Genomic DNA, 21,288 nt, shown 5'->3' on the forward strand with positions numbered 1-21,288 from the left:
CGGGGCGGTTGCCCGTTGGCGGCTACCAGCGCAGAGGATTAATGCGCGCCGCCGCCGCCGCCGCCGCCGGCACCAAACGGCGGTCTGGCAAACCACACCAGCCCCAGCAGGATGATAAAGATCCCTGCCGATATCCAGAAAATCTCGTTGGCCGAGATAATTAGCCCCTGGTTGGTTATCTGCTGGGCAATCCAGCCGGACGCCTGCTGCTCCGTCATTCCCATCCCCTGAAGCTGGCTATACATCTGCTGAGCATTCGGGTTGTACGGGTTCACCGCTTCGGTCAGCTGGGCGTGGTGCATAGATTCACGGTTCGTCCACAGGGTGGTGGTGATCGACGTACCGATGGAGCCCGCCAGCGTACGGGTGAAGTTCGACAGGCTCGACGCGGCCGCCAGACGCTCGGGCGGTAAGCCAGAGAGCGTGATGGTAGTCAGCGGCATAAAGAAGCACGCGACCGCGAAGCCCTGAATGAACTGCGGCCACGCAGAGGCGCCAAAGTCCATTCCTGGCTCAAAGGTATACGCACGCCAGTAGAAGCACACCGCATACATGATGAAGCTGAACGTCACCAGACGGCGCATGTCGAGCTTATGGGCGAAGCGGCCAATTATCGGTGACAGCAGGACCGGGATCACCCCGACCGGCGCTGAGGCCAGACCCGCCCAGGTTGCGGTATAGCCATACACCTCCTGCAATAGCTGCGGCAGCAGAACAATCGCGCCGAAGTAGAGCATATAGGCGAGGCTGATACACAGACAGCCAATGGTAAAGTTTCGCGACTTAAACAGCGAGAGATCGACTATCGGGTTGTCGTCCGTCAGCTCCCAGACGATCAGGAAGCTTATCGACACCACCGCGACAATGGTCAGGATGATAATTTCCTGCGAGTTGAACCAGTCGAGCTCTTTACCGCGGTCGAGCATGATCTGCAGACTGCCTATACCCAGGATCAGCAGCGCCAGCCCGATGCTGTCGATTCGCCGCTGTTCGGTGCGGGTCTCACGTCCCCGCAGCGACTGCAGCGTCATTAATACCACGACGGCGCCAATCGGTACGTTGATGAAGAAGATCCAACCCCAGTGGTAGTTATCGCTGATGTACCCGCCCAGAATCGGTCCGCAGATGGGCGCGACGATAACGGTCATCGACCAGAGCGCCAGCGCGACGGAACGTTTTGCGGGAGGGTAGTTGCTCAGCAGCAAACTCTGAGAAAGCGGGATCAGCGGCCCGGCGACAATCCCCTGAATGACGCGGAAGAAAATCAGCATCGTCAGGCTGCTGGACATGCCGCACGCCCACGAGGCCAGTACAAACGCCACCGTGGACCAGAGGAACAGCTTCACCTCACCGACGCGCTTTGCCAGCCAGCCGGTAATCGGAATGGAGATGGCGTTTGCCACCCCAAACGAGGTAATGACCCAGGTCCCCTGGCTCAGCGACGAGCCAAGGTTACCGGCAATGGTCGGGATCGCCACGTTTGCGATGGTGGAGTCCAGCACCTGCATGAATGTCGCCAGCGACAGCGCGATGGTCATTATGACCAGCTGCGCGCCTTCCAGCGGTTTTTGCGGCTTTTGCTGTTGCATAACGCTCACCTTCGGATTAACCGGCGTTTGCCTTCACGATGTCATCGATCAGCTTGTTGACCGGATCGAGGCTAATTTCACGGGCGTTACTTTCATAAGCCGGGCTGCTGCGCACCTGGCTTGCCAGGATCTGACCGTCGCGGTTGGCTGTGTCAACGGTCACCAGCGTAGAGAGGCCGATACGCAGCGGGTGATCCGTCAGCTGTTTGGCATCAAGTTCGATACGCACGGGCAGACGCTGAACCACTTTGATCCAGTTACCGGTGGCGTTCTGCGCAGGCAGCAGGGAGAAGGCGCTGCCGGTCCCCATATCCAGACCCACCACTTTGCCGGTGTACTTCACGTCATCGCCGTAAATGTCGCTGACAACCGTCGCGGTCTGGCCGATACGCATATGGGCAAGCTGCGTCTCTTTAAAGTTGGCGTCGACCCAAAGATTGTCTGCCGGTACGACCGCCATCAGCGGCGTGGTCGGGCTAATCTGTGCCCCTGGCTGGACGGAACGACGGGAGACATAGCCGGTCATCGGGCTGACGATTTTGGTACGCTGCAGGGCAAGCCACGCGTTACGCACTTCGGTCGCCGCCTGCTGAACGGCGGGCTGGTTTTCCAGGCTGGTGCCCAGCACCATCGCCTGGTTGGCGTTGTACTGTTGAATGGCCACATCCAGCTGTGCCTGAGCGCTGGCGACGGCGTCGCGGGCGTGCTGCAGCTCTTCACGGCCAATCAGGTTAGCCGTCCCGAGCGGTACGCGGCGGTTCAGGTCGCTCTGCGCCTGTGCGAGTGCGGTTTTCTGCACGTCGATGTTGGCCTGCAGCTGTTTGCTGTTGATCATCAGCTGTCGGGTCTGACGGACGCTCGAGGCGAGCGCGGTCTGTGCTTTTTCAAACGCCTGCTGGGCGTCGGTTGGATCGAGGGTCACCAACACATCGCCTTTTTGCACAAAGTCGGTATTGTCAGCCCAGACTTTCGTCACGCTGCCCGACACCTGCGCCATAATTTGTACCTGGTTCCCTGCCACGTAGGCGTCGTCAGTCTCTTCAGCATGACGCAGTACTAAAAACCAATAGATCCCATATGCCACGGCAATAATGATAAAGAGCAAGGTCAACAGAAGAAGGGCGCTCTTACGTTTGCCTTTCTTGTTGGCCGGTTGCTGCGGGGTAGTGCTCTCCGCATTTGCGCTCATTGTTGTTCTCCACGATCTTCTTATTTTCACATCGGCTGAGCCGACCTGTTGTCAGAAAGGCCAGCAGTGTGACGTGCTGGCCTGTCGGTTTTCTTATGAATCAGGAATGGTGAGCGTGTCGTCGCGTTAGCGCAGCGCCTCAAGAACGGCGCCGTCTTCATCCATCTGGTCCAGACGGGTGAGCAGCTTGCGAGTGATGTGCTCAAGCTGGTCGCGCTCGGCAGTGCTGAGGACAGACCAGAGTTTGTGCAGGCAATTGTGCTGAGGTGGCAGCACCTCGCGCAGGAACTGGTGACCTTTATCTGTCAGTTGCAGATGCAGGCAGCGGCGATCGTTGTCGCTTTCGCGGCGCTCAATCCAGCCACGCTTTTCGAGTTCATCGGCAATACGGGTCGCATTGGTACGGGAGGAGCCCAGCGCGCAGCTCAGTTCGGAAGGCTGAATGCTGTGATTTTCCTGAGACTCCAGCGTGATCAACGCCATAAACAATGTCTCGTTAATCCCTTGAGCTTTCAGCATTTTATTACGGTTTTCCAGCAGCTTACCCTGCATGTGCATGCACAGGCGAGTCAGCAGGATTTCCTGGTACGGAAAGTCCTCATGGCGACTGGCGCGGAATTTAAGCATTTGTTCAATGGGCGTAAACGAACTATCCATTTGGGCATAACCTCATTAATTACAGCCGATATAGTAACGACGGTGACAAATAATGTAAATGAATTATTTGTGCGGTTATATCCGCCAAACTTATGTCACCATCAGAAAGCGCCGGGTAAGTCCGTGACCCGGTGAGCACAGAAAGCGTAGGGTATGAACCCGCTGAGGAAAGGATGTGAGGACGGGGGTCTGAACTATTCATGCCAATTGTAAATATGTCACCCACATTAAAATTTCTGGGATAAATGATTACGTTTACATTAACAGAGTGAAGGGCCTCTTAACACCCTAAGAGGCCAACTCAATGTAAATGTTAGTTAATTGCATCCTGGCGGTGGTAACCACGCCACCATACTAGCAGGTTGATGGTAGCGACGATGGCCCCAATCGCACACACCCCCGACCAGCCCGCATGCTGCCACGCTGACGCTGAAATTAGCGAACCCGCAGCGCCGCCGATGAAGTAGCTTGTCATGTAACCGGCCGTCAGGCGGTTACGCGCCTCTGGCTTCACGCGATAGATAACGGTCTGATTGGTAATGTGAACGCCCTGTACGGTGAGATCGAGTACCAGGATACCGACGATCAGCGCCAGCACCGAGATGTGTCCGTACCAGATCGCCGCCCAGGAGAGCAGAAGTAAAATCAGTCCTGCGGAGGTGGTCAGGTGGGATTTGCCCTTGTCGGCCAGCCCGCCTGCGGGACGCGCGCCCAGCGCGCCTGCGGCACCGGCCAGGCCGAACAGGCCAATCACCCCTTCGGAATAATTGAACGGCGGTGCGGCCAGCAGAAACGCCATCGACGTCCACAGAATGCTGAAGTTAGCGAAGGTGAAGCAGCCCAGCAGGGCGCGAGTGCGCAGAAGCTTATCTTGGGTGAACAGGCTGAAAACGGAGGCCAGCAGCTGCGGGTAGTTCAGGTGATTTTCCTGCTTCACTTTTGGCAGCCCGCGCCACAGCGCCAGCGCCATAACGACCATCAGCACGCTCGCCACCCAGTATACGGTGCGCCAGCCGCCGAGGCTTGCCAGCAGCCCTGCAACGGTACGAGCCAGCAAAATCCCCAGCAGCAGGCCGCTCATGATGGTACCCACCACCTTGCCGCGTTTTTCCGGAGAGGCGAGAGTCGCGGCGAGCGGGACCAGAATTTGCGCCACCACGGAGAACAGTCCCGTTAGCGCGGTTCCGACGATCATCATCGTCAGCGACTGGCTGCTGGCGGTGATCAGCATCCCACCGGCGGCCAGCAGGGTCATGGAGACGATCAGCATTCGGCGTTCAAACATATCGCCCAGCGGCACCAGAAACAGCAGCCCGGCGGCATAGCCTAGCTGTGCTGCGGTGACGATAAAGCCTGCGGAGCTGGCGGAGAGATTGAACGCGCGGGCGATGGTGTCGAGAAGAGGCTGCGCGTAATAGTTGCTGGCGACGGCCAGACCCGTTGCCACGGACATTAAAAGGATGAGTGCGGGGCTAAGCCCTTGAGTTGTTTTTGTCATTAGTTTCAGGAATCGTTAGTTGAGTGATTATTTTTCCGGAAACCATAATAGCTAATGATTGTGAAAGTTGGGGGATTGTTGGGTGATGGATTGTGCGGTTTAGGTTGGGTGCGGTTTGATCCCCTCACCCCGGCCCTCTCCCTTTGGGAGAGGGTTAGGGTGAGGAAAAATGTTTTACTTCTGCGCCTCAAGCGCCTCTTTCACCCAGCCGTCAAACTGCTGCTGGTGGGCTTTGATCCAGCCGTCGACGTGGCCTTTGACATCCGCTTCAGACGATTTGCCCGCGTGCATCATCGCGTTCTGGGCGTTGATGTCAGCCAGCGGCAGCTTCATTACCGAAAACAGCTTCGCCGCCGCCGGGTTTTTCTCCGCCCAGGCTTTGTTCGCCACGATATGCATGGTGTTCACCGGGAAGCCGTAGTTCATGCCGTTCGGCAGTTTGGTGTCGATATCTTTCTGCTCGCCCGGCAGGGAAGAGAACGGCACCTGCAGCCACACCACGTCTTTACCCGGCTTCAGCACGTCGCTCACCCAGTACGGCGTCCAGGTATAGTAGATCACCGGTTTACCCTCTTTGAAGCGGGCAATGGTGTCGGCCATCATCGCTGAATAGTTGCCGTGGCTCACGTCGACCGTTTTCGCCAGATCGAAAGCTTTGTTCTGGTGGTTAATCACCGCTTCACAGCCCCAGCCAGGCGAGCAGCCCATCATGTCGGCCTTGCCGTCACCGTTGGTGTCAAACAGTTTGGCGATCTTCGGATCTTTCAGCTGTTCAATATTGGTGATGTGGTACTTATCGGCGGTTTTCTTGTCGATCAGATAACCCTGCGCCGCGCCCGTCACGAAGGTACCCTCACGATAGAATTTCTTGTCGCCACCGGCGGCGGCATACATGTCGTCGTGCAGCGGCTGCCAGTTGACGGCGGTAAAGGTGGCGTCACCGGAGGCAATCGAGGTGTAGCCCACGTTGTAATCCACTTCGCTCGGCGTGTTAACCGTATAGCCCAGTTTTTCCAGCGCGCGGCTGACGATCAGGGTCTGGAAGCTCTCTTCCGAAATGGTGCTCTGCACCGGCTGCACGGTAATGCCTTTGCCCGGCAGGTCTGCCGCAAACGTGCTGGTGGAGACAAGGGTGGCAAACGCTGTGGCAAAAAGTACGTTATGTCGCATCGTTGTTCCTTATTTTATAAATGGGCGGGTGAGTAACCCGACAGGGCCGGTGGAATACCAGCGACGGTTGCCGCGACTGCGTGAATCGCGACCGACGGCCTGGGTCAGGCGGTCAAGAATAATGGCGAGGATCACAATCCCGACGCCGCCAACGGTAGCCAGCCCCATGTCGAGACGGCCAATGCCGCGCAGCACCATCTGACCCAGACCGCCAACGGCGATCATCGAGGCAATCACCACCATCGAAAGGGCCAGCATCAGCGTCTGGTTAACGCCCGCCATGATGGTTGGCATGGCCAGCGGGAGCTGAACCTTAAACAGCATCTGGCGCGGGCTGGCGCCGAACGAGCGTGACGCTTCGATCAGGTCCGCAGGCACCTGGTTGATCCCGAGAATGGTCAGACGAATAATCGGCGGCAGCGCGAAGATAATGGTGACCACCACGCCCGGCACGTTGCCGATGCCGAACAGCATCACAATCGGCACCAGATAGACGAATGCCGGGGTAGTCTGCATTGCATCCAGCAGCGGACGGATAATCTTCGCCGCCCGCGGGCTGCGCGCCAGCCAGATCCCCATCGGCAGGCCGATGACGATGCAGAAGAGCAGGGCAGTCAGCACCAGCGCCAGGGTGATCATCGCCTGCGACCAGGCCCCAATCGCGCCGATGGCAATCAGCGAAATCAGCGTGGCGATCCCCATCCCGGCGCTGCCAAACTGCCAGGCAATCAGAGAGAACAGAATAATCGCCACCGGCGCCGGCATGCCCAGCATCAGCTGCTGGAAGCCGTTCAGGATGTAATCCACCGGAATGCGGATCCCCTGGAAAACCGGGCGGAAGTGCGTCACCACCCAGTCGATCCCCTCCGTGACCCAGCTGTCCAGCGGGATCAGCGTTTTATGGAACGGATCCATGATGTTGAAGTGCTCTGGCGCAGGCGCGGGTGCGCTATTGAGCCAGTCTGCCGCGCCGCCGCCATCGGCAGGAGCTGGCGTGGAACCCCACGCATCGGCGGATTGAGTAGCGCTGTCCGATGCATCAGCGGTGCCCCACGGGTTTGATTGGTCAGCCATTGTTTGCCCCCTCGCGATCTAAAGCCTGCAGCAGCATGCGTTTTGAGATGATGCCGACGTACTGTTGTTCTTCACCCACGACCGGCACGGCACACGGTGCCTGTCCCACGTGAGAAAGCAACTCGCTGAGCGGCGTTTCGGCGTCCACGGCAAGCGGAGCGTCAATTAACGCCGCATCGATGCCCCTGTTTTCGCCAAGCGCGGTTTTCAGAGAGTCGATGGAGACAACGCCGACAAATTTATTGCCGCGTTCAACCAGATACCCGTATTCACGGTCTTCGTCCTGCAGCAGCTTAAGCGCCGAGCGTGGGCCGAAACCTGGGGTTTTACGAATAATGCCGTTTGGCGTTCGACGGGCAATATCTTTGGCGCTAAAGACATGGCTAATATCCACGCCGCGGAAGAAGGTGCGTACATAATCATTCGCGGGATTATTGAGAATTTCATCCGGTGTGCCGACCTGCACCACTTCACCGTTTTGCATAATGGCAATACGGTCGCCAATACGCATGGCTTCATCCAGATCGTGGGAAATAAACACAATGGTTCGCTGATGTTTAGCCTGTAATTTTACCAGCTCGTCCTGCATCTCGGTACGAATTAACGGATCGAGGGCGGAGAAGGCTTCGTCCATTAATAATATGTCTGGATTAATGGCTAATGCGCGGGCTAATCCCACGCGCTGGCGCATACCGCCGGAAAGTTCATCCGGGTACGCATGCGCATAATTTTCCAGCCCGACCTGACGCAGTGCATCCAGGGCTTTTTCCTGACGTTCCTGAGCCTGCGTGCCGGCTAATTCCATGCCGAAAGCGGTATTATCAAGCACCGTCATATGCGGCATTAGCGCGAATGACTGGAACACCATTGCGATCTTCTTTCTGCGCACCTCGCGAAGCTCGGCGTCTGATATTCTGGCGATATCCACGCCGTCAATCAGCACCTGTCCGCGGGTGGGTTCAATCAGGCGATTGAGAAGGCGAACCATAGTGGATTTACCCGAACCGGATAATCCCATGATGACAAAAATCTCGCCTTCTTCAATGGCCAGACTGGCGTCTTTAACGCCAAGCGATAGCCCGGTTTTTTCCAGAATTTGCTCTTTTGTGAGGCCTTTCTCAATATATTTGAATGCGCGCTGCGGGTGCTCGCCAAATACTTTATAAAGATTTTTCACTTCTAATTTAATTGCCATGCAATAGAGAGTGTCCTGTTATTTGTTTATGCCGATATGATTACCATGGTAAATTGTTAACGGGCATAACCCTAACATACTGAGAATCTGAGACAACCCTGACTCGAGCTAAAGGCAGAATTTTGACGTAAGCGAAACGGCTGAATTTCCCATGAATAAAGGGCCGAGCGTGATTTGAATTTTTCTCAATTTTTTGCTCTGGAGTCGGGGAATTTCGCCTGAATCGGACGATTCAGGCGAATATGGCGTGGAAATGACAGTGTAGTTGCTTTGTAAATATTAGAGATGAAATTGTTGGGTTTATATTAAATTAACGAACGTTAGCGTTCATTAAAAATCCCAGTCTTCATCCTCGGTTTCCACCGCTTTGCCCATCACGTACGATGAGCCCGATCCCGAGAAGAAATCGTGGTTTTCGTCGGCGTTGGGCGACAGCGCAGCCAGAATGGCCGGGTTCACTTCCGCCATCTCCGGTGGGAAAAGCGCCTCGTAGCCCAGGTTCATCAGCGCCTTGTTGGCGTTGTAGCAGAGGAAGGCCTTCACGTCTTCCTCCCAGCCGGTACCGGCGTAGAGTTCCTCGGTATAGCTCAGCTCGTTGTCGTACAGATCCATCAGCAAATCGAGCGCAAAGCCTTTAAGCTCATCGCGCTTTGCCTCGCTGATTTTCTCCAGCCCTTTCTGATACTTATAGCCGATATAATACCCATGTACCGCTTCATCACGAATGATAAGGCGAATCAAATCGGCGGTGTTGGTGAGCTTGCCCCGGCTCGACCAGTACATGGGCAGCCAGAAGCCGGAATAGAAGAGGAACGATTCCAGGAATACGCTGGCGATTTTCTTCTTCAGAGGCTCGTCGGCCCGATAATACGTCAGTACCAGCTCCGCCTTTTTCTGTAATGACTCACTCTCTTCACTCCAGGTATAGGCTGCATCCACGTCTTTGGTCTGGCACAGCGTGGAGAAAATCGAGCTGTAAGAGCGGGCGTGCACCGCCTCCATAAAGCTGATGTTCGACATCACCGCCTCTTCGTGCGGCGTCAGCGCGTCGCTCATCAGAGCAGGTGCGCCAACGGTATTCTGAATGGTGTCCAGCAACGTCAGGCCGGTAAAGACGCGGATCGTCAGCTGCTGCTCGGCGTGGCCGAGCGTTTGCCAGGCCGGAATATCGTTGGAGAGCGGGACCTTTTCCGGCAGCCAGAAGTTGCTGGTCAGGCGGTTCCACACCTCCAGGTCTTTGTCGTCCTGGATTTTGTTCCAGTTCACGGCACTCACGCGTGACAGTTTCATCCTTTCTCCTTACAGCGCGCAGGACACGCAGCCTTCAATTTCGGTGCCTTCCAGCGCAAGCTGGCGCAGGCGAATGTAGTAGAGCGTTTTGATGCCTTTCTTCCAGGCGTAGATCTGCGCCCTGTTGATATCCCTCGTGGTGGCGGTATCCGGGAAGAACAGCGTCAGCGAGAGCCCCTGATCCACGTGTTTCGTCGCCTCGGCGTAGGTGTCGATGATTTTTTCCGGGCCGATCTCATATGCGTCCTGGTATAAAGCCAGGTTCTCATTGGTCATAAACGGGGCAGGGTAGTAAACGCGCCCGGTTTTGCCTTCCTTACGAATTTCAATTTTCGACACGATCGGGTGAATGCTCGACGTGGCGTGGTTGATATAGGAGATCGAACCGGTTGGCGGTACGGCCTGCAGGTTCTGGTTATAAATGCCGTAGCGCATCACGTCGTCACGCAGCTGGTGCCACATCTCGCGCGTCGGCAGAGTAATCCCCGCGCGGGCAAACAGTTCGCGCACTTTTTCGGTTTTCGGCTGCCAGTCGCCTTCCAGATACTGGCTGAAGTATTCCCCGCTGGCGTAGCGGGACTGCTCAAAGCCCGCGAACCGCTGGTTGCGCTCGCGCGCCAGCATCATCGAAGTGTGCAGCGCGTGCCAGGTAATGGTGTAGAAATAGAGGTTGGTGAAGTCCAGCCCTTCCGGACTGCCATAGGCGATGCCCTCCCGCGCCAGATAGCCGTGCAGGTTCATTTGCCCCAGCCCGATGGCGTGCGACGCGGCGTTACCCGCTTCAATAGACGGCACGCTGCGGATATGGCTCATGTCCGACACCGCCGTTAGCCCGCGAATGGCGGTCTCCACCGTGCGGCCAAAGTCTGGGGAATCCATGGTGTGGGCGATATTCAGCGACCCGAGGTTGCAGGAGATATCTTTGCCGATGTCAGCATAGTCGAGGTTTTCGTCGTAGGCCGATGCGCTGTTGACCTGCAAGATCTCCGAGCACAGGTTGCTCATGTTGATGCGCCCGGCAATCGGGTTCGCGCGGTTCACCGTATCTTCATACATGATGTACGGATAGCCGGACTCAAACTGGATCTCCGCAAGCGTCTGGAAGAAATCGCGGGCGTTGATATATTTTTTGCGAATGCGCTTGTCGGCTACCAGCTCGTCATACAGCTCGCTTATCGCCACGTCACCAAACGCTTTGCCGTAAATACGCTCAACGTCATACGGCGAGAAGAGCGCCATGTCGGCATTCTCCCTGGCCAGTTTAAAGGTGATATCCGGGATCACCACGCCCAGCGACAGGGTTTTGATGCGGATTTTTTCGTCGGCGTTTTCGCGTTTGGTATCGAGAAAACGCAGAATGTCCGGATGATGCGCGTGCAGGTAAACCGCTCCCGCACCCTGGCGCGCGCCAAGCTGGTTAGCATAAGAGAACGCATCCTCCAGCATCTTCATCACCGGGATCACGCCGGAAGACTGGTTTTCGATGCGCTTGATCGGCGCGCCCGCTTCACGCAGGTTAGAAAGCAGAAACGCCACGCCACCGCCACGTTTGGAAAGCTGCAGCGCCGAGTTCACCGCGCGGCCAATCGACTCCATGTTATCTTCGATACGCAGCAGGAAGCAGGAAACCAGCTCGCCGCGCTGGGCTTTACCGCAGTTGAGGAAGGTCGGCGTGGCGGGCTGGAAGCGGCCGGAGAGGATCTCGTCGGTGAGCTGTTGCGCCAGCGCTTCATCGCCCTGCGCCAGGGTCAATGCGACCATCACCACGCGATCTTCAAAGCTCTCTAAGTAGCGTTTGCCGTCGAAAGTCTTCAGCGTATAGCTGGTGTAGTACTTCCACGCGCCGAGGAAAGTCTGGAAACGAAAACCGCTGGCGTGGGCGCGTTCAAACAGCTTCACCACAAAGGCACGGTCGTAGCGGGTGAGTACGCGCGCGTCGTAGTAACCTTCGTTAACCAGATGGTCGAGACGTTCATTCTGGCTGGCAAAAGTCACGCTGTTGGGCCGCACGTGGGCGGCAAAAAAGGCGTCCACCGCCTCACGGTCTTTATCAAACTGAATGCGTCCCTCCCGGTCATAGAGGTTAAGCATCGCGTTTAATGCGTGGTAATCCGGCGTCGCCTGGATCACCCGTTCTGCGGTTGTCGTTGCCAAAATTCGTTCACTCCTTTACGCACGTTTTCGACGTCCTGCTGCGTCCCCATCAGCTCAAAGCGATAGAGATACGGCACGCCGCATTTTTGAGAGATGACATCCCCGGCGCGGCAAAAGGCATCGCCGAAATTGCGATTCCCCGCCGCGATCACGCCGCGGATTAGCCCGCGATTATGAGGATCGTTCAGAAAGCGGATCACCTGACGAGGTACCGCGCCCGCCGTACCGCCTCCGCCATAGCTGGGCACCACCAGAATGTACGGTTCCTCTACTCGGATCCGCTCCCGCTCGTTGAGCGGAATGCGCACCGCAGGCAGCCCGACGCGCTCAATAAAACGGAGCGTGTTTTCCGAGTTGCTGGAGAAGAACACCAGTCTGCTCATGCCCGTGCGGCCTGCGAGGCGAGGCGGTTGATCATGTCCGGGCGAAAGCCAGACCAGCTGGTCTCCCCGGCTACCACCACCGGAAGCTGACGGAAACCCTGCGCGCGAAGGGTGTCTGCGGCCTCGGGCTGCTGGTCAATATTCACCATCTCAAACGCCACGCCGCGGCTTTCCATCGCCCGTTTGGTCGCGTGGCACTGAACACAATCGTTACGAGTGTAAATAATAATGCTCATGATTCGTATTTCCATTTAAAATGAGAGAACGGCGCGAATCATCGCGTCAGGTTGTGTGTGTCTTGCTAAAAGGAATACTAGATGTAGTTGTCTTAAGTTTCAACCATACAAGATATGGGAAATTTAGATTGATGATGTCCCGATGATGAGCCCAGCGGGGCAGGGCAGGCTATACGGGTTTTACAGGCGAGAAGATAAAGAAAAGCCCCGGCAGCTACTGACCACCGGGGCAGATAACGGTGCGCGATCGGGTTATTTACGCAGGCTAAGCAGAGCGCCCACGAAGATACCGACTGCCGCTACCGTGCCGAGCGTACAGAGCGGTTTCTCGCGTACGAAGGTCGTTGCGCAGCTGACCGCATCGCAGGCAGCCTGTGTCGTACGCGTGCGGCCGTTTAAACGTGCGCGGGTTTCACGGAGCAGAGACTGAGCCTTACGCTTTGCGGCATCCGCTTCGTCCTTCGCGTCACTTCCCCAGGACTTCAGCACCTCTTCCAGCGTATCCGCTAATTGGCTGACATCATTACGAATATCCTGAGCGTCGTCGTTAATATCGTTTCGGTTCGGTCTGTTAAACATGCGATCCTCCGTAATTTTGTGTTCCCGTTCAGTTTAGTTCAGAAATTTAATATCTGAAGCCCATCACGCGTTATCCGGCAGTTTATGGACTATTCTGAAAGCCCTGCTATTGCTGAATACTGTAAGGTTGCCGGGCAGGAAAAGATAACGAGGAAAAGATATGTATTTACGACCTGACGAGGTGGCACGCGTTCTTGAAAAAGAGGGATTCACCATGGATGAGGTGACGCCAAAAGCGTATGGATATCGCCGCGGCGAGAATTATGTTTATGTTAACCGCGAAGCAAGAATGGGACGTACCGCTCTCATTATTCATCCGACGCTGAAAGACAGAAGCCTGTCATTTGCTGAGCCTGCCTCGGATATTAAAACCTGCGATCATTATCAGCAATTTCCGCTCTATTTAGGCGGTGAACGGCATGAGCATTATGGTATTCCGCACGGTTTCAGTTCGCGTATGGCGCTGGAGCGATTTTTGAAGGGACTGTTTGGCGACGTACAGTAAATCCGCGACTGGCGTGCGCCAGTCGCTTCACATCACGCTTTTGCCTGGCTGTACTGGCTGACCTTAAACAGGCGGCGGCAGTAGTCGAGGAAATAGCCGTAAACGGCTCCCATCAGCATCGAAATGACAATATTCGAACTCACTGCCGCAGCGATCTGGTGCCAGTCTGCACCGACTGTCAGGAGAATGGCCACGTAAACCGGCGACTGGAACGTTACATACGCCAGGACGTCTGCCAGGTTTTTCACCCAGCCTGCAGGACTAATTCGACGTGCGAAACGCATTACCGCATCGCGGTATAATCCGTAAGGCCATGCAATAATAATATTGACCGGGATCGCCACCAGACGAGAAGAAAGTGACTGCTCGAAGGACATTCCGGAGAGGAATATTTCGATCAGCATGTTCACGACGGAACAGTAAACAACCATCGCGAAGGTATCCGCCACCGCGTGGCGCAGGCGAGATTGCGGCGAGAACATGTCTGAACTCCTTGAGAAGAACACAAAAGAAACGATTTCCCTTCAGCGCATAGTGCTTTAGGTTGGTTTGTTTGACGTGTATAGCGTATATCTCTGAGTTTGAACTAACAACTAGTGATTAATTTTTATTTAATCGCCTTTTGTCCACAAAATTCTCTAAAGTTGTTCGTTTTTTGCTCCGATCGTTATAATCTCTCTTGTTTGGCTTTTTTTATATCAAAATCAATAGTTTGGTTTTATTGATGGCGCAGGCGACGAATCCGCCTTCTGACAGCGGCGAAGTATGCTGCGATTTGGAGTAAAGTTGACCATTTATATTAATGCGGTGATTAGATTCCCCTGTTTCCTGGCAGCCCCGTGCGCTATTATTCGCAATGAGATTTTAATATATTTACACTGAAGCCCATACGGACCCTTGGGTAGATATTTCAACTCAAATGAATTATTCTGTCGGCGATTTATCTATTTACCCCAAAGAAAGGTTTTCAAATAATATGTCTTTGACGTTACAGAATCTTAATAATATCCGAACCCTGCGCGCCATGGCGCGTGAATTATCCCTGGACGTTCTTGAGGAAATGCTGGAAAAGGTCAGGGTCGTTACTGAAGAGAAACGGAGTGAACTGACGGAATTAGAGCAGCAGCGCGCCGAGCAGCAGGAAAAAATTAATGCCCTGCTGGAACTGATGAAAGCCGATGGTATTTCACCGACCGATCTGCTGGGCTCTGAACTGGCGCTGGCGGGTAAGCAAACGAAAAAGCGTAAGCCGCGTGAAGCAAAATATCGCTTTATTGACCAGAACGGTGAAGAGAAAACGTGGACCGGCCAGGGCCGCACGCCTAAGCCTATCGCCAGCGCGCTGGAAAACGGTAAATCACTGGATGATTTTCTAATCTAATGCGTTAACCGGGCGGAACATGCCGCCCGGTTATCTGTTCAGCAGACGCCGAAATCACCTTCTTCGGTATACGGCGCCACATCGGCGGCTTTCAGCGTATATTTCTCGCCTTGCTCATTGCTGGCCTGGACCGCCACAATACTGTCACCGTTCACTTCGAGCACTTTCAGTTTCGGGCCGCCTTTACGCGGTTGCACATAATCACCGACAGAAAACATATTACCTCCTCATCGTTTTAGCGATCTTCACATTAGCCCACGTATGACGCCGGGTACAGCGTATTTCACCGATTACTGCTTATGAGGTACGACGGTTCCAGGGCATCACCTTAAGCAGCCGCGCCATGCCGCAAAAGCCCGTCACACCGGCAAACAGCAGCCCGGCACCGACAAAGCCGCTGAGCAGGAAAAAGCCGCTGGAGACGCTATAGCCCAGAACCACGCCACAGAGTATTAGCAGCCCGGCGGCAATTTGCACCTGACGCATCAGCGGAAGCGGCTGGGATTTGTCTTCGACAGTCGGCAGCCCGGCCTGCTTCCAGCCCTGAATGCCACCCTCGACCACAAATGCCTGAGCGGCAACGGCAGCCTGCGCCAGGCGATCGGCATTGCCTGAGGTACGGGCGCCGGACTGGCAGTGAAAAATCACCGTTTCACCCGCCTGCGTTTTAAGTCCACCGGGTAAGGTACCCAGCGGCACGGACCGCGCGGCGGGAATATGCTCGCGGGCGTACTCATCGGCATCACGAATATCAATCAGTTTTGCGCCTTCAGCGATGCGGGCACTGGCCTCGCGCGGCGAAATAAGGGGAAGTGACATAGCGGCTCCTTACGGGCAATAAAGCTTTTTCAGGGTGCTGATGAGCTGATGCACCGCATCTTTTTTAATGAAATAGAGAATGCGCTGCGCGTCGCGGGTGCTGTCGATCAGACCTTCCTCACGCATGCGCGCCAGATGCTGCGACGTGGCGGAAGGACTAAGCCCCGTGGCTCGCGCCAGTTCTCCCGCGCTGGTGCCGGGTGCTCCGCACAGGGTGCAGAGGATCAGCAGCCGACGCGGGTTGCTCATCGCTTTTAAGAGTGTGGCGGCCTGCTCGGCGCTGGCCTGAAGCTGTTCGAGTTCAGTCATGGTACTTTAGTGTTTTCTTAATTAAGGTAATGCTAAAGTAATTGTGCGCATTAAGCCAGCGTCAAAAGCGTAAACGAGGGTAAACGCGGGGTCGGGAACTGGCGCAGCCGGGTAAACTGGCTATGCTTAGAAATGGTTCACTCTATTATTTTCAATGGATTAGCTTGCACGGAGTTTTAATATGGGTTTTTGGCGTATTGTTTTTACCATCCTGTTGCCGCCGCTGGGCGTGCTGTTAGGCAAAGGGTTTGGCTGGGCGTTTATTATCAACATTCTTCTCACGCTGCTGGGTTACTTCCCCGGCCTCATTCACGCTTTTTGGGTACAGAGCAAAAGCTAAGCGCGCCACAGTAAATCGCTATAAATATCGGTCAGTACCCCCGCAGGGCCAAACTCCTTCTTGATCCAGCGCGTGACCTGGCCGGTTGCGGCATGCTGCGTGGCGAGCAGCATGCGCGAGTCCTGACGTGGGTTATTGATATGCCGCGTCACCAGCAGGCCATCTTCAACCGCCTCCCGCGCCATATATTCCGGCAAAAAGCCTATCCCTTCGCCCAGGATCTGACACTGACACTTGGTGTTAAAGTCCGGCACCAGAATCGCCTCCTGCCCGTGCAGCAGCCAGCCGACCTTTTTGTTAATGGTATGCGCGGTATCTTCCACCATGATGTTGGGATACAGGCGCAGCTGGCTTTCCGCTATCGGTTCCGGAACGAACGCCAGCGGGTGCTCCGGCGCGATGGCAAACACCCAGCGAATGGCGCCGATTTCGGTGTAGTCAATTCCGCCGCCGTCGAGCAGCGTGTCCGGCGCGCCAATGGCGATATTGGCCTGGTTGTTGATGATAGAGTCCCACACGCCGTTATAGACCTCGGTGGTGACGGTGATCTGACAGGTGGGGAACTGCTTTTTCAGCACCTGTAGCAGCCGCGCGGTATGGCGCGGCGTATACAACAGCTGGTTGATACAGATGCGTACACGCGCCTCGATGCCCTGTGAAATGGTATCAATCCCGCGCTTGATGGCGTGAAAGTCGTTAAGCAGGTCGGTGGCTTTGCGGTAAAAGTAAAAGCCGGACTCGGTTAGCTCAATGCTGCGCGTGCTGCGGACGAACAGCACCACGTCCAGCCCGGTCTCCATGCGCTTAATGGTGTAACTGATGGCGGAGGTCGTTACACCCAGTTCGGCGGCGGCTTTGCTGAAGCTGCCGAAGCGTGCGGCGGTGGTAAAGGCCAGCAGGTTCTCCTCGGTAAAGATGGAATTCATATCTCACTCCCTTCAGCCATTAGTTTTGAACATATTTTAACAGCGTCGTTACAACGCATTTGAAGCCGATCACAGTTCTGGCTATTTCATCAATGCCGCGCCATACAAGGCTTTTTCAGACATAAGCATAATGCGTTTTGACGCGCTAAAAAGCGGTTAACCATAAGAAAAAGGTTGCACAGACGCACATTTTGACCGGTTTATTGAATTTATCTCAACAATGAATTGTCTGTCGATGAATCATTTTTAAGCGGATTCTTTTATGACCAGGCTGTTGCTATTCTCAGGTCAACAGAAATAAAAACATCGGGAGTCTGAATATGTCTGCAACTGAACTGGTTACGGAATTTTTGCTGGCGGCAGAAGAGGGCAATAGCGATGCGCTAAAAGCCTGTCTGGAGAAGGGCGTGGATATTAACGCCACGAACCGCCAGAAAAGAACCGCCGTTATTATTGCCAGCCTGAAAAAACATTATGCCTGCGTGGAGTTCTTAATTGCCGCCGGGGCGGATATTGATAAACAGGATCAGACCTGCTTTAACCCCTTCCTGATTAGCTGCCTGACGAACGATTTAACTCTCCTGCGGCTGGTATTACCCGCGAACCCGGATCTCGACCGCCTGACGCGTTTTGGCGGCGTGGGCATTACGCCTGCCAGTGAAAAAGGGCACGTGGAGATCGTGCGCGAGCTGCTGGAAAAAACCGATATCAACGTTAACCACACCAACTTTGTCGGCTGGACGCCGCTGCTGGAAGCCATCGTACTCAACGACGGCGGCGCAAAGCAGCAGGAGATCGTGAAGCTGCTGCTCAAGCACGGCGCGAACCCGCATATGACCGACAAATACGGCAAAACCCCGCTCGAACTGGCGCGGGAGAAAGGCTTCACCGAGATTGCAGACCTGCTGCTGGCGGCGGGCGCATAAGACGGTCGGTCAGCCCATTCCGGCTGGCCGCTAATTAAATAAAGCATTTTTACCGACGTGCATTTTGCACGACGGCGGTCCCCTTTTATCCGCGAACAGGTGCAAATAATGCCAACGAAAATCGTGATTAAAAAGAACACCTATTTTGACTCCGTATCGTTAATGTCCGTTTCCACTAAAGCCAATAAATTGCCGGGCGTCGAACAGGCCTTTGTCGCCATGGCAACGGAAATGAATAAGGGCGTTTTAAAAAACCTCGGGCTGTTAACGCCGGAATTAAATGAGGCGAAAAACGGCGACCTGATGATTGTCATTAAAGGCGACGCGGCGAATGAAGAAACGCTGGCCGCTATTGAAGCGCTGTTCACGCGTAAAGAGAGCGCGGGCTCCCATGAAGCGCGCTATGCGACGATTGCCAGCGCCAAAACCCATCGCCCGGACAGCAACCTCGCGGTGATTTCCGTCAACGGTACCTTCGCCGCCCGCGAAGCGCGGCAGGCGCTGGAAAACGATCTCAACGTGATGCTGTTTTCCGATAACGTGTCGCTCGACGACGAGTTGGCGCTGAAGCAGCTGGCGCACCAGAAAAAATTGCTGATGATGGGGCCGGACTGCGGCACTGCAATCATCAACGGCGCGGGACTGTGCTTCGCCAACGCGGTACGTCGTGGACCGATTGGTATCATCGGCGCATCCGGCACCGGCAGCCAGGAGCTGAGCGTGCGCATCCATGAATTCGGCGGCGGCGTGTCGCAGCTGGTCGGCACCGGCGGACGCGATCTCAGCGAGAAGATCGGCGGCCTGATGATGCTTGACGCCATTGAAATGCTGGAAGCCGACGAGGGTACAGAAGTGATTGCGCTGATCTCCAAGCCGCCCGCGCCAGCGGTGGCGGAGAAAGTGCTGGCCCGCGCGCGCGCCTGTCGTAAGCCCGTGATCGCGTGCTTCCTCGGTCGCAATGAACCGCCCGCCGATGAGGACGGACTGCAGTTCGCGCGCGGCACCAAAGAGGCGGCGCTGAAGGCCGTCCTGCTCACCGGCATCAAAAAAGAGTCCCTCGATCTGCACCCGCTCAACTGGCCATTAATTGAAGAGGTGCGCGCTCGCCTGACCCCGCAGCAGAAGTACATTCGCGGCCTGTTCTGCGGCGGCACCCTGTGCGACGAGGCGATGTTTGCCGCTCTTGCGAAATTCGACGACGTTTACAGCAACATCCAGCCGGATCCGGCTAAGCGCCTGAGCGACATTAGCGTCAGTAAAGCCCACACTTTCCTCGATTTTGGCGATGACGATTTCACCAACGGCAAGCCGCACCCGATGATTGACCCGACCAACCGCATCAGCCGCCTGCTGCAGGAGGCTCGCGACCCGGAAGTCGGGGTGATTGTGATGGACTTTGTGCTCGGCTTCGGCGCCCACGAGGATCCGGTCGGCGTGATGATCGACGCCATTAAAGAAGCACAGGCCATCGCGAAGGCCGATAACCGTCCGCTGGAGATCCTCGGCTACGTGCTCGGCACCGACCAGGATCCGCAGTCGCTGGCGCAGCAGTGTCAGCTGCTGACCGACGCCGGCGTCATCTGGGCCAGCAGCAGCACCAATACCGGATTACTGGCACGCGAATTTGTCTGCAAAGGGGAGAACGCATAATGACTACCTTATTTAACCAGCCGCTGAACGTCATTAACGTGGGTCTCGCGATGTTCAGCGACGATCTCAAAAAACAGCACGTTCCCGTGACCCAGCTCGACTGGACGCCGCCGGGGCAGGGCAATATGCAGGTCGTTGAAGCGCTCGACCAGCTGGCGGAAAAACCGCTGGCGGAGAAAATCGCCGCTGCCAACCAAATCGCCCTTGAGCGCATTATTCAGTCTCATCCGGTGCTGGTGGGCTATGACCAGGCGATTAACGTTGTGCCGGGGATGACCCGCACCACCATTCTGCACGCCGGTCCGCCAGTCTCCTGGGAAAACATGTGCGGCGCGATGAAGGGCGCGGTCACTGGGGCGCTGGTGTTTGAAGGGCTGGCGAAGGATCTGGACGACGCGGCGCGACTTGCCGCCTCCGGGAAGATCGCCTTCTCGCCGTGCCACGAGCACGACTGCGTGGGCTCCATGGCGGGCGTCACCTCCGCGTCGATGTTTATGCACATCGTTGAAAACAAAACCTACGGCAACCGCGCGTTCACCAACCTTAGCGAGCAGATGGCGAAGATCCTGCGCATGGGGGCCAACGACCAGAGCGTCATTGACCGACTGAACTGGATGCGCGACGTGCTCGGCCCGATGCTGCGCGACGCGATGAAGATTATCGGCGAAATCGACCTGCGCCTGATGCTGGCCCAGGCGCTGCACATGGGCGACGAGTGCCACAACCGCAATAACGCGGGCACCACGCTGCTGATCCAGGCGCTGACGCCGGGGCTAATTCAGGCGGGCTATCCGGTGGAGCAGCAGCGCGAGGTGTTCGAGTTTGTTGCCAGCAGCGACTACTTCTCCGGCCCGACGTGGATGGCGATGTGTAAAGCCGCGCTGGACGCCGCCCACGGCATTGAATACAGCACCGTGGTTACCACCATGGCGCGCAACGGCTACGAATTCGGCCTGCGCGTTTCGGGGCTTCCGGGGCAGTGGTTCACCGGCCCGGCGCAGCAGGTGATTGGCCCGATGTTCGCGGGCTATAAGCCGGAAGATTCCGGGCTGGATATCGGCGACAGCGCGATCACCGAAACCTACGGCATCGGCGGCTTTGCGATGGCGACGGCCCCGGCGATTGTCGCCCTGGTGGGCGGGACGGTGGAGGAAGCCATCGACTTCTCCCGCCAGATGCGCGAAATCACCCTCGGCGAAAATCCGAACGTCACCATTCCGCTGCTCTCGTTTATGGGCATTCCAACCGCCATCGACATCACGAAGGTCGCTGGCAGCGGCATTCTGCCGGTCATCAATACCGCCATTGCACACAAAGACGCGGGCATCGGCATGATTGGGGCGGGCATCGTTCACCCGCCGTTTAGCTGTTTTGAAAAGGCGCTGTTGACATTCCGCGATCGCTACTTTTTATAAGGC

The 21,288-nt window shown here is 56.0% G+C and carries 23 protein-coding genes; 6 read left to right on the plus strand and 17 right to left on the minus strand.

What is annotated here, in order from left to right:
- Window positions 1-38: 38 nt before the first annotated feature.
- The 12 genes from emrB to USH94_RS04200 all read right to left on the minus strand — a co-directional run bounded on the left by emrB (window position 39) and on the right by USH94_RS04200 (window position 13,014).
- Window positions 39-1,589, minus strand: a complete 1,551-nt coding sequence (emrB, locus tag USH94_RS04145; protein ID WP_111965902.1) for a multidrug efflux MFS transporter permease subunit EmrB — start codon at window positions 1,587-1,589, stop codon at window positions 39-41.
- 16 nt (window positions 1,590-1,605) lie between these two features.
- On the minus strand, window positions 1,606-2,778 hold the full coding sequence (emrA, locus tag USH94_RS04150; RefSeq protein ID WP_111965901.1) for a multidrug efflux MFS transporter periplasmic adaptor subunit EmrA: 1,173 nt from the start codon (window positions 2,776-2,778) through the stop codon (window positions 1,606-1,608).
- A 126-nt stretch (window positions 2,779-2,904) separates the two neighbouring features.
- Entirely contained in the window at window positions 2,905-3,435 is a 531-nt protein-coding gene (gene mprA, locus USH94_RS04155; protein WP_023333174.1) for a transcriptional repressor MprA, read from the minus strand.
- A gap of 313 nt (window positions 3,436-3,748) precedes the next feature.
- The gene (locus USH94_RS04160; protein WP_111965900.1) at window positions 3,749-4,933 is read right to left on the minus strand and encodes an MFS transporter; all 1,185 of its coding nucleotides are present in this window, start codon (window positions 4,931-4,933) and stop codon (window positions 3,749-3,751) included.
- Between the two features lie 174 nt (window positions 4,934-5,107).
- A complete protein-coding gene (gene proX / locus USH94_RS04165; protein WP_111965899.1) occupies window positions 5,108-6,103 on the minus strand; it encodes a glycine betaine/L-proline ABC transporter substrate-binding protein ProX in 996 nt (331 codons plus the stop codon).
- 9 nt (window positions 6,104-6,112) lie between these two features.
- On the minus strand, window positions 6,113-7,177 hold the full coding sequence (gene proW, locus USH94_RS04170) for a glycine betaine/L-proline ABC transporter permease ProW (protein WP_111965898.1): 1,065 nt from the start codon (window positions 7,175-7,177) through the stop codon (window positions 6,113-6,115).
- A complete protein-coding gene (gene proV, locus USH94_RS04175; protein ID WP_111965897.1) occupies window positions 7,170-8,372 on the minus strand; it encodes a glycine betaine/L-proline ABC transporter ATP-binding protein ProV in 1,203 nt (400 codons plus the stop codon). Before proV ends, proW begins: the two co-directional genes overlap by 8 nt.
- A gap of 330 nt (window positions 8,373-8,702) precedes the next feature.
- A complete protein-coding gene (nrdF, locus tag USH94_RS04180; RefSeq protein WP_111965896.1) occupies window positions 8,703-9,662 on the minus strand; it encodes a class 1b ribonucleoside-diphosphate reductase subunit beta in 960 nt (319 codons plus the stop codon).
- Between the two features lie 9 nt (window positions 9,663-9,671).
- Window positions 9,672-11,816 carry a class 1b ribonucleoside-diphosphate reductase subunit alpha gene (gene nrdE / locus USH94_RS04185; RefSeq protein WP_111965895.1) on the minus strand — a complete coding sequence of 715 codons (2,145 nt, stop codon included), beginning with the start codon at window positions 11,814-11,816 and terminating at the stop codon, window positions 9,672-9,674.
- Window positions 11,789-12,199, minus strand: a complete 411-nt coding sequence (gene nrdI, locus USH94_RS04190; protein WP_111965894.1) for a class Ib ribonucleoside-diphosphate reductase assembly flavoprotein NrdI — start codon at window positions 12,197-12,199, stop codon at window positions 11,789-11,791. Before nrdI ends, nrdE begins: the two co-directional genes overlap by 28 nt.
- Window positions 12,196-12,435 carry a glutaredoxin-like protein NrdH gene (nrdH, locus tag USH94_RS04195; protein ID WP_111965893.1) on the minus strand — a complete coding sequence of 80 codons (240 nt, stop codon included), beginning with the start codon at window positions 12,433-12,435 and terminating at the stop codon, window positions 12,196-12,198. The genes nrdI and nrdH overlap by 4 nt, the downstream gene beginning before the upstream one ends.
- 252 nt (window positions 12,436-12,687) lie before the next feature.
- Window positions 12,688-13,014, minus strand: a complete 327-nt coding sequence (locus tag USH94_RS04200) for a DUF883 domain-containing protein (RefSeq protein WP_008502569.1) — start codon at window positions 13,012-13,014, stop codon at window positions 12,688-12,690.
- 160 nt (window positions 13,015-13,174) lie between these two features.
- On the opposite strand from USH94_RS04200, the gene USH94_RS04205 reads away from it, so the two are divergent.
- Window positions 13,175-13,519: a DUF2002 family protein gene (locus USH94_RS04205; RefSeq protein WP_023308923.1), complete on the plus strand. Its 345-nt coding sequence runs from the start codon at window positions 13,175-13,177 to the stop codon at window positions 13,517-13,519.
- Between the two features lie 32 nt (window positions 13,520-13,551).
- Here USH94_RS04205 and alaE read toward each other — a convergent pair whose 3' ends face one another.
- Entirely contained in the window at window positions 13,552-14,001 is a 450-nt protein-coding gene (gene alaE / locus USH94_RS04210) for an L-alanine exporter AlaE (protein WP_008502567.1), read from the minus strand.
- Between the two features lie 494 nt (window positions 14,002-14,495).
- On the opposite strand from alaE, the gene stpA reads away from it, so the two are divergent.
- Window positions 14,496-14,900, plus strand: a complete 405-nt coding sequence (gene stpA / locus USH94_RS04215; RefSeq protein WP_111965892.1) for a DNA-binding protein StpA — start codon at window positions 14,496-14,498, stop codon at window positions 14,898-14,900.
- A 38-nt stretch (window positions 14,901-14,938) separates the two neighbouring features.
- Here the strand turns inward: stpA and USH94_RS04220 are convergent, their stop codons facing one another.
- The 3 genes from USH94_RS04220 to USH94_RS04230 form a co-directional block, all read right to left on the minus strand.
- Window positions 14,939-15,118: a hypothetical protein gene (locus USH94_RS04220; RefSeq protein ID WP_023308920.1), complete on the minus strand. Its 180-nt coding sequence runs from the start codon at window positions 15,116-15,118 to the stop codon at window positions 14,939-14,941.
- Between the two features lie 79 nt (window positions 15,119-15,197).
- A complete protein-coding gene (locus USH94_RS04225) occupies window positions 15,198-15,719 on the minus strand; it encodes a rhodanese family protein (RefSeq protein WP_111965891.1) in 522 nt (173 codons plus the stop codon).
- Window positions 15,720-15,728: 9 nt separating this feature from the next.
- Complete coding sequence (locus tag USH94_RS04230) at window positions 15,729-16,028, minus strand: ArsR/SmtB family transcription factor (protein ID WP_111965890.1); 300 nt, start codon at window positions 16,026-16,028, stop codon at window positions 15,729-15,731.
- A gap of 181 nt (window positions 16,029-16,209) precedes the next feature.
- Here USH94_RS04230 and USH94_RS04235 point away from each other — a divergent pair, with 181 nt between their 5' ends.
- Window positions 16,210-16,368: a YqaE/Pmp3 family membrane protein gene (locus USH94_RS04235; protein WP_045286357.1), complete on the plus strand. Its 159-nt coding sequence runs from the start codon at window positions 16,210-16,212 to the stop codon at window positions 16,366-16,368.
- Here USH94_RS04235 and USH94_RS04240 read toward each other — a convergent pair.
- Window positions 16,365-17,294: a LysR substrate-binding domain-containing protein gene (locus USH94_RS04240; RefSeq protein ID WP_111965889.1), complete on the minus strand. Its 930-nt coding sequence runs from the start codon at window positions 17,292-17,294 to the stop codon at window positions 16,365-16,367. The two genes, USH94_RS04235 and USH94_RS04240, sit on opposite strands and share 4 nt — an antisense overlap.
- 320 nt (window positions 17,295-17,614) lie before the next feature.
- On the opposite strand from USH94_RS04240, the gene USH94_RS04245 reads away from it, so the two are divergent.
- From USH94_RS04245 to USH94_RS04255, 3 genes are all read left to right on the plus strand, one after another.
- On the plus strand, window positions 17,615-18,220 hold the full coding sequence (locus USH94_RS04245; RefSeq protein ID WP_111965888.1) for an ankyrin repeat domain-containing protein: 606 nt from the start codon (window positions 17,615-17,617) through the stop codon (window positions 18,218-18,220).
- A 108-nt stretch (window positions 18,221-18,328) separates the two neighbouring features.
- Entirely contained in the window at window positions 18,329-19,870 is a 1,542-nt protein-coding gene (fdrA, locus tag USH94_RS04250) for an acyl-CoA synthetase FdrA (protein ID WP_111965887.1), read from the plus strand.
- Complete coding sequence (locus tag USH94_RS04255) at window positions 19,870-21,285, plus strand: DUF1116 domain-containing protein (RefSeq protein ID WP_181574056.1); 1,416 nt, start codon at window positions 19,870-19,872, stop codon at window positions 21,283-21,285. Before fdrA ends, USH94_RS04255 begins: the two co-directional genes overlap by 1 nt.
- Window positions 21,286-21,288 lie beyond the last annotated feature (3 nt).

The sequence above is a fragment of the Enterobacter sp. 148H3 genome, from assembly GCF_034107425.1.
In the GTDB taxonomy this organism is placed as follows: domain Bacteria; phylum Pseudomonadota; class Gammaproteobacteria; order Enterobacterales; family Enterobacteriaceae; genus Enterobacter; species Enterobacter vonholyi.